The organism is Pseudomonas sp. R19M (assembly GCF_050312585.1).
Lineage (GTDB): Bacteria > Pseudomonadota > Gammaproteobacteria > Pseudomonadales > Pseudomonadaceae > Aquipseudomonas > Aquipseudomonas palleroniana.
This window is the reverse complement of record NZ_JBNPJV010000081.1, coordinates 19,911-27,714: the sequence shown is the minus strand read 5'-3', so window position 1 is coordinate 27,714 and position 7,804 is coordinate 19,911. Positions and strand designations below refer to the sequence as shown.

Annotated in this window: 7 protein-coding genes and 2 tRNA genes; all 9 read right to left on the bottom strand. The window is 61.8% G+C overall.

What is annotated here, in order from left to right:
* Positions 1 to 2: 2 nt before the first annotated feature.
* The 9 genes from ACQRBT_RS18175 to accD all read right to left on the bottom strand — a co-directional run bounded on the left by ACQRBT_RS18175 (position 3) and on the right by accD (position 7,609).
* Positions 3 to 76: transfer RNA gene (locus ACQRBT_RS18175), tRNA-Asp, on the bottom strand.
* A 55-nt stretch (positions 77 to 131) separates the two neighbouring features.
* Positions 132 to 207: transfer RNA gene (locus ACQRBT_RS18170), tRNA-Val, on the bottom strand.
* 107 nt (positions 208 to 314) lie between these two features.
* On the bottom strand, positions 315 to 1,079 hold the full coding sequence (locus tag ACQRBT_RS18165) for an SDR family oxidoreductase (RefSeq protein ID WP_244699774.1): 765 nt from the start codon (positions 1,077 to 1,079) through the stop codon (positions 315 to 317).
* Positions 1,080 to 1,090: 11 nt separating this feature from the next.
* On the bottom strand, positions 1,091 to 2,302 hold the full coding sequence (locus ACQRBT_RS18160) for an O-succinylhomoserine sulfhydrylase (protein WP_060755778.1): 1,212 nt from the start codon (positions 2,300 to 2,302) through the stop codon (positions 1,091 to 1,093).
* Positions 2,303 to 2,367: 65 nt separating this feature from the next.
* Positions 2,368 to 3,873, bottom strand: a complete 1,506-nt coding sequence (purF, locus tag ACQRBT_RS18155) for an amidophosphoribosyltransferase (RefSeq protein ID WP_017737850.1) — start codon at positions 3,871 to 3,873, stop codon at positions 2,368 to 2,370.
* Between the two features lie 41 nt (positions 3,874 to 3,914).
* Positions 3,915 to 4,472, bottom strand: a complete 558-nt coding sequence (locus tag ACQRBT_RS18150; RefSeq protein ID WP_060755779.1) for a CvpA family protein — start codon at positions 4,470 to 4,472, stop codon at positions 3,915 to 3,917.
* Between the two features lie 245 nt (positions 4,473 to 4,717).
* Positions 4,718 to 5,401, bottom strand: coding sequence for an SPOR domain-containing protein (locus ACQRBT_RS18145; protein WP_412046333.1), 684 nt, complete (start codon positions 5,399 to 5,401; stop codon positions 4,718 to 4,720).
* Positions 5,385 to 6,692 (bottom strand): bifunctional tetrahydrofolate synthase/dihydrofolate synthase, encoded by a 1,308-nt coding sequence (gene folC, locus ACQRBT_RS18140; RefSeq protein ID WP_412046334.1) that lies wholly within the window; start codon positions 6,690 to 6,692, stop codon positions 5,385 to 5,387. The genes ACQRBT_RS18145 and folC overlap by 17 nt, the downstream gene beginning before the upstream one ends.
* Positions 6,689 to 7,609 carry an acetyl-CoA carboxylase, carboxyltransferase subunit beta gene (gene accD, locus ACQRBT_RS18135; protein ID WP_060755782.1) on the bottom strand — a complete coding sequence of 307 codons (921 nt, stop codon included), beginning with the start codon at positions 7,607 to 7,609 and terminating at the stop codon, positions 6,689 to 6,691. Before accD ends, folC begins: the two co-directional genes overlap by 4 nt.
* Between the last annotated feature and the right edge of the window lie 195 nt (positions 7,610 to 7,804).

Genomic DNA, 7,804 nt, shown 5'->3' with positions numbered 1-7,804 from the left:
GGCGCAGCGGACGGGACTCGAACCCGCGACCCCCGGCGTGACAGGCCGGTATTCTAACCGACTGAACTACCGCTGCGCGTCGGTGCAACCTTTAACGTTGCGTCTTGCCCCAAGGCAAAACTCTCAAGAAGTGGTGGGTGATGACGGGATCGAACCGCCGACCCTCTGCTTGTAAGGCAGATGCTCTCCCAGCTGAGCTAATCACCCTTTGCTTCGTTGAGGCCGCGAAATTTACGCAGGTAACGGACCTAAGTCAATAGCCTGCTTGAAGTTTTTCTGAAAAAGACAAAATTACTTCAAGCCGGCCACCTACCCTACTCGCTATAAATCATCTTCTTGCTCATACCGCCATCCACCACAAACTCCTGCCCGGTAACGAACCCCGCCTGGCGCGACAGCAACCACGCGACCATCGCTGCCACATCCTCCACCGTACCGACCCGGCCCGCCGGATGTTGAGCATGGTCGGCATCGGTCAGGGGCTCGGCACGCCGCGCGGCAGGATCACGCGCATCGATCCAGCCCGGGCTGACGGCATTGACTCGCACTTCCGGCCCCAGGCTCATCGCCAAAGCGTGAGTCAGCGCCAGCAGGCCACCCTTGCTCGCCGCATAGGCCTCGGTGTCCGGTTCGGATTGACGCGCCCGGGTCGATGCCAGGTTGACGATGGCGCCACCATGGGCACGCAGGTAGGGAGCGCAATGCTTGGCCAGCAACATCGGCCCACTGAGGTTTACCGCCAGCACACGATTCCAATACGCCAGATCCAGGCTTTCCAGCGTGTTATTGCGCGGGTCGGCGACCGCCGCATTGCACACCAACGCGTCCAGGCGACCAAACTGCCCCAAGACCTCGGCGACACCCTGGGCGACCTGTTTCTCGTCAGCCACGTCCATGCTGATAAACCAGGCATTTTCGCCCAGCACCTTGGATACCTTGGACCCACGCTCGCGGTCCAGATCGGTCAAGACCACCTGCCAGCCCTCGCTGATCAGCCAGGCGGCGATCCCGAGGCCGATCCCCCGCGCCGCGCCGGTGACCAGCGCGACACGCCCATTACTGGCGACCGCGGCTTCCATGGACCACTCGATCACAAGGCTGCCAGCCCGCGAGCCAGGTCCGCCTGCAGGTCGGCCACGTCTTCCAGGCCCACCGCGATGCGAATCAGGCTGTCACGGATGCCCGCCGCTTCACGCTCCTGCGGCGCCAGGCGGCCGTGGGAGGTGGTGCTCGGATGAGTGATAGTCGTTTTGCTGTCACCCAGGTTGGCAGTGATGGAGATCAGGCGCGTGGCATCGATAAAGCGCCAGGCGCCCTCTTTGCCGCCCTTCACTTCGAAACTCACCACGGCGCCGAAACCACGCTGCTGGCGCTGGGCCAACTCGTGCTGCGGGTGGCTCTTGAGGCCGGCGTAATGCACCTTCTCGATCCCTGCCTGCTGCTCCAGCCACTCGGCCAGGGCCTGGGCGTTGGCACAATGGGCCTTCATGCGCAGGTTGAGGGTTTCCAGGCCCTTGAGGAAGATCCAGGCGTTGAAAGGACTCAGGGTCGGGCCAGCGGTGCGCAAGAAGCCCACCACTTCCTTCATCTGCTCACTGCGCCCCGCTACTACGCCACCCATGCAACGGCCTTGGCCATCGATAAACTTGGTGGCCGAATGTACGACGATGTCCGCGCCCAGTTTCAACGGCTGCTGCAACGCCGGGGTACAGAAGCAGTTGTCGACTACCAGCATCGCGCCCTTTGCATGCGCCACCTCGGACAGCGCGGCAATGTCCACCAACTCGGCCAGCGGGTTGGATGGCGACTCGACGAACAGCAGTTTGGTGTTGGGCTTGATCGCCGCATCCCAACCGGACAGGTCCGCCAGAGGCACGTAGTCCACTTCGATACCGAAGCGCTTGAAGTACTTTTCGAACAGGCTGATGGTCGAACCAAACACACTGCGCGATACCAGCACGTGGTCGCCGGCACTGCACAGGCTCATCACCACCGCCAGGATGGCGGCCATGCCAGTCGCCGTGGCCACCGCCTGCTCGGCACCTTCCAGCGCCGCGATACGCTCTTCGAACGCACGGACGGTCGGGTTGGTATAACGCGAATACACATTGCCCGGCACTTCACCGGCAAAACGCGCAGCCGCGTCGGCAGCCGTGCGGAACACGTAGCTGGAGGTAAAGAACATCGGGTCACCGTGCTCACCTTCCGGGGTGCGGTGCTGACCGGCGCGCACAGCCAGGGTATCGAAAGCTACGCCATCGAGGTCGCTGTCCAACCGACCGGCATCCCATTCCTGACTCATGCTGCGACTCCTTACTCAATGCTTTATTTAAGATACAAAACCGGCCCCTCAGGGCCGGTGTCTACTCAGTTGTTGTACAGATCGATGATCGCACTGACCGCCTGGGTCTTGATCTTCGAGGAGTCGTTACGCGCCTGCTCGATCTTGTTCAGGTAAGCCTCGTCGACATCACCGGTCACGTACTTGCCGTCGAACACGGCACAGTCGAACTGCTCGATCTTGATCTTGCCACCGCCAACCGCTTCGATCAGGTCCGGCAGGTCCTGGTAGATCAGCCAGTCGGCGCCGATCAGGTCAGCCACATCCTGGGTGGTACGGTTATGGGCGATCAACTCGTGAGCGCTCGGCATGTCGATACCGTACACGTTCGGGTAACGCACGGCTGGCGCAGCGGAACAGAAGTACACGTTCTTCGCACCGGCTTCGCGGGCCATCTGGATGATCTGCTTGCAGGTGGTGCCACGCACGATGGAGTCATCCACCAGCATGACGTTCTTGCCGCGGAACTCCAGCTCGATGGCGTTGAGCTTCTGACGCACCGACTTCTTGCGCGCCGCCTGCCCCGGCATGATGAAGGTACGGCCGATGTAGCGGTTCTTCACAAAGCCTTCGCGGAACTTGACGCCCAGGTGGTTGGCCAACTCCAGCGCAGCGGTACGGCTGGTATCGGGAATCGGGATGACCACGTCGATGTCGTGCTCAGGACGCTCGCGCAGGATCTTCTCGGCCAGCTTCTCGCCCATGCGCAGGCGTGCCTTGTAAACCGAAACGCCATCGATGATCGAATCCGGGCGCGCCAGGTAGACGTGTTCGAAGATGCACGGGGTGAGTTTCGGGGCAACCGCGCACTGGCGGGTGTGCAGCTTGCCATCTTCGGTGATGTACACCGCTTCGCCCGGTGCCAGGTCGCGGATCAGGGTGAAGCCCAGCACGTCCAGGGAAACACTTTCGGAAGCGATCATGTACTCGACGCCTTCGTCGGTATGACGCTGGCCGAATACGATCGGGCGGATACCATGGGGGTCGCGGAAACCGACGATGCCATAACCGGTGACCATGGCCACGACCGCATAACCACCGACACAACGGTTGTGCACGTCGGTGACGGCGGCGAACACGTCTTCTTCGGTCGGCTGCAGCTTGCCGCGCTGGGCCAGCTCGTGAGCGAACACGTTGAGCAACACTTCCGAGTCAGAGCTGGTGTTGACGTGGCGCAGGTCAGATTCGTAGATCTCCTTGGCCAGTTGCTCGACGTTGGTCAGGTTACCGTTGTGCGCCAGCGTAATGCCGTATGGCGAGTTGACGTAGAACGGTTGAGCTTCGGCCGAAGTCGAGCTACCGGCCGTCGGGTAACGCACATGGCCAATGCCCATGTGCCCAACGAGGCGCTGCATGTGACGCTGGTGAAACACGTCACGCACCAGGCCATTGTCCTTGCGCAGGAATAACCGGCCGTCATGGCTGGTCACAATACCGGCAGCGTCCTGGCCGCGGTGCTGGAGGACGGTTAGCGCGTCATACAGCGCCTGATTGACGTTCGACTTACCGACGATACCGACGATGCCACACATGCGACGCAACCCCTACTTAATGAATCTTGACTGAACACAACTTACTGAGGCGTTTTGGCCGGTAAGAGGTGCTCCTTGAACGGAAGATCAGCGGGTACGCTGATTCCGCTGGCCAGCCACTGACTGCTCCACCCCAATATGAGGTTCTTGGACCAATCTGCAACCAATAGAAATTTTGGCACGAGTACCGACTCCTGCCACCACGAATCCTGCTGTACCGGCCCCAGGCTCAACAGCCCGACCGCCACGACCACCAGCAACGCGCCACGCGCGGCACCGAAGGCCATGCCGAGAAATCGATCGGTCCCGGAGAGGCCGGTGACACGTATCAACTCGCCAATAAGATAATTGACCATTGCTCCCACCAGCAGCGTGGCGATGAACATGATGGCGCAGCCCGCGATGACGCGAGCCGAAGGTGTCTCGATGTATCCGGCCAGGTAGACCGACAATGAACCGCCGAACATCCAGGCTACGACTCCTGCGATGATCCAGGTCAGCAACGACAATGCTTCTTTTACGAAGCCGCGGCTCAGACTGATCAAAGCGGAGATGGCGACGATTGCAACGATCGCCCAATCAACCCAGGTAAATGCCACAGTGCAGCCTACATACGGATAAGGCGGCGCATTTTAGCAGAGCGTCGGGCTATCGGTAAGCGGTGATTGCGCGTGCTTTGCAAAACAATAGTTGGTGATGCAAAGGCCGCATTTCAACCCCGCCCCAAAAGCACTGTGGGAGGGGGCTTGCTCCCGATGGCGCTGGGTCAGTCAAAAAATCTGAACTGACACACCACTATCGGGAACAAGCCCCCTCCCACACTTGACTGCATTTCCAGCCGTAATCAGCCGCGCTCAGGCTGGAAACGGGTGACGAACCCCTTGAGGTTCTGCTGGCGGTCCAGCAAGTCGCGCAGGCGATCCGCCTCGCCGCGCTCGATCAGCGGGCCGATAAACACGCGATTCTTGCCGTCGGCGCTACGGATATAGGCGTTATAGCCTTGGCTGCGCAGCTTCTTCTGCAAGGCGTCGGCGCCTTCACGATTGCCCAGGCTGGCCACTTGAATCGACCAACTGACCGGCAAGCCATTCGGATCGATACGGCTCTGGCCCACATCCGGTTTGCCGGGTGCGGCAGGCTGCGGCACAACCGGCTTGGGTGCCGGCGCAGGCGCGGCAGGCTTGGCCGCCACCACGGGCGCTGCTGGAGCCGGTGCCGGCTTGGCCACGGGCACGCTTGGCTGTACCGGCATGGTCGGTGCCTGCTGTGTCGGTGCCTGCTGCGCCGCCACCTCAGCGTCGCTCGGCACGGGCTCTTCTTCAGGCAACGCCTGCGGCTCCGGCACCACCACCGGCTCGACCTGAACCTGCGGCATCACCGGCGCCTGCGGCGCAGCGGGCGCCTCGACAACCACCTGACGCTCTTCATCCTGACGGGAAAACAGCATCGGCAGGAAAATCACCGCCAACGCCACCAGCACCAGGGCTCCAACCATTCGCTGCTTGTATGCGCTATCCAGTAATGCCATGTGCAGCTTCCTCCGTGGAGCGCCGGGACAACCACTCGAGCGCCTCGGCAACACAATAAAATGATCCGAACAACAGAATCTCGTCCTCGGCCGTAGCCACCGCACATTGCGCTTCGAGCGCAGCAGTGACGCTTGCATACGACGCCACTGGCGCGCCAAGGTTCTGCAACGCGACCGCCAATTCGTTGGCCGGACGGCTGCGCGGGGTATCCAGCGGCGCTACCGCCCAAGCCTGGACGCTGCCCAACAAAGGCGCAACCACACCGTCCAGATCCTTGTCGGCCAGCAGCCCGAACACCGCCAGGCGACGACCGGCAGGCAGATCACGCGACAGACGCTGCGCCAGGTATTGCGCCGCATGCGGGTTATGCCCCACATCCAGCAGCAGGTTAAGGCGCTTACCCTCCCAGTCGAACGCACGACGATCCAGACGCCCGACCACACGGGTCGCCCGCAAGGTCTCGGCGATCTGCCGGGCATCCCAGGGCAGATCCAGCAAGAGATAGGCCTGCAGCGCGAGGGCTGCGTTTTCCATCGGCAAGTTCAGCAGCGGCAGGTCGCGCAGCTCGACGGCTTGACCCCGCGCATCACGCCCGCGCCACTGCCAATGCTCAGCACCCACTTCGAGATTGAACTCACGGCCACGCAGGAAAAACGGACAATCCAGCTCACGCACCTTGTCCAGCAAGGTATGCGGTGGGTCCAGGTCACCGCACAGGGCAGGTTTGCCCTGGCGGAAGATCCCGGCCTTCTCAAAGGCCACGGACTCGCGGGTGTTACCCAGGTAATCGGCGTGATCCACGCCAATGCTGGTCACCAGCGCCAGGTCGGCATCCACCACGTTGACCGTGTCCAGACGCCCACCCAGGCCAACCTCGAGGACCACCACATCCAACTGCGCACGCTCGAACAGCCAGAACGCGGCCAGGGTGCCCATCTCGAAATAGGTCAGGGAAATCTCGCCACGCCCCGCATCCAGCGCAGCGAACGCTTCGCAGAGCTGCTCGTCAGTGGCTTCGACACCTTCGATCTGCACCCGCTCGTTGTAACGCAGCAAGTGTGGCGAACTGTACACGCCGACCTTCAGCCCTTGAGCTTGCAGCAACGCCGCGACAAAGGCACAGGTAGAGCCTTTGCCGTTGGTGCCGGTCACCGTGATGACACGCGGTGCCGGCCGGCCCAACCCCAGGCGGGCCGCTACCTGTTGCGAGCGCTCCAGGCCCATGTCGATGGCGGACGGATGCAACTGCTCAAGGTAGGCGAGCCATTCGCCCAGGGTACGCTGGGTCATAGGTTTGCCGGTACCGGCGGAACCACGACAGGTTCGACTTTAGGCGCAACGTACACTGGCGTCGGCAGGCCCATCATTTGTGCCAGCAGGTTGCCCAGGCGTGGACGCAGTTCACCGCGTGGGATGATCAGGTCGATCGCGCCGTGCTCCAGCAGGAACTCACTGCGCTGGAAGCCTTCCGGCAGTTTTTCGCGCACGGTCTGCTCGATAACGCGCGGGCCGGCAAACCCGATCAGGGCCTTGGGTTCTGCGACGATCACGTCACCCAGCATCGCCAGGCTGGCGGACACACCGCCGTAGACCGGGTCGGTCAGCACGGAGATGAACGGGAGACCTTCTTCACGCAGACGCGCCAGCACCGCCGAGGTCTTGGCCATTTGCATCAGGGAAATCAGGGCTTCCTGCATACGCGCACCACCCGAGGCGGCGAAGCAGATCATCGGGCAGCGATTTTCCAGGGCATAGTTGGCGGCACGAACGAAGCGCTCGCCAACGATGGCGCCCATGGAGCCGCCCATGAAGGAGAATTCGAAGGCCGAAACGACCACCGGCATGCCCAGCAGCTTACCGCTGACGGAAACCAATGCGTCTTTCTCACCGGTCTGCTTCTGCGCAGCGGTCAGGCGGTCCTTGTACTTCTTGCCGTCGCGGAACTTGAGACGGTCAACCGGCTCCAGGTCTGCACCCAGCTCGGCACGACCATCGGTGTCCAGGAAGATATCGATGCGGGCGCGAGCGCCAATACGCATGTGGTGGTTGCACTTGGGGCAAACGTCCAGGGTCTTTTCCAGCTCGGGACGGTACAACACCGCGTCGCAGGACGGGCATTTGTGCCACAGACCTTCAGGAACCGAGCTTTTCTTCACCTCGGAACGCATGATCGAAGGGATCAGTTTGTCTACTAACCAGTTGCTCATGCTTTCTTTCTCCAGTACCGGTGGCTTGAACACAGCCCCGCGTATGCCCTTGAGCTAAATTCATATGTGGCGATGACACAGACTGGACGGGGTCAGACGTTCGACCTGCCATTTCCGGCCTGTATCCTCAGCCTTCCAGACAACCTGCCAGTGCAGGGTTGCCACTTCATTTCCGGGCCACCCACAGGCGGCGCC

Bases quoted from the DNA above. Each gene is read 5' to 3' on its own strand.
- ACQRBT_RS18165 (WP_244699774.1), bottom strand. From the start codon at position 1,079: ATGGAAGCCGCGGTCGCCAGTAATGGGCGTGTCGCGCTGGTCACCGGC.
- ACQRBT_RS18160 (WP_060755778.1), bottom strand. From the start codon at position 2,302: ATGAGTCAGGAATGGGATGCCGGTCGGTTGGACAGCGACCTCGATGGC.
- purF (WP_017737850.1), bottom strand. From the start codon at position 3,873: ATGTGTGGCATCGTCGGTATCGTCGGTAAGTCGAACGTCAATCAGGCG.
- ACQRBT_RS18145 (WP_412046333.1), bottom strand. From the start codon at position 5,401: ATGGCATTACTGGATAGCGCATACAAGCAGCGAATGGTTGGAGCCCTG.
- folC (WP_412046334.1), bottom strand. From the start codon at position 6,692: ATGACCCAGCGTACCCTGGGCGAATGGCTCGCCTACCTTGAGCAGTTG.
- accD (WP_060755782.1), bottom strand. From the start codon at position 7,609: ATGAGCAACTGGTTAGTAGACAAACTGATCCCTTCGATCATGCGTTCC.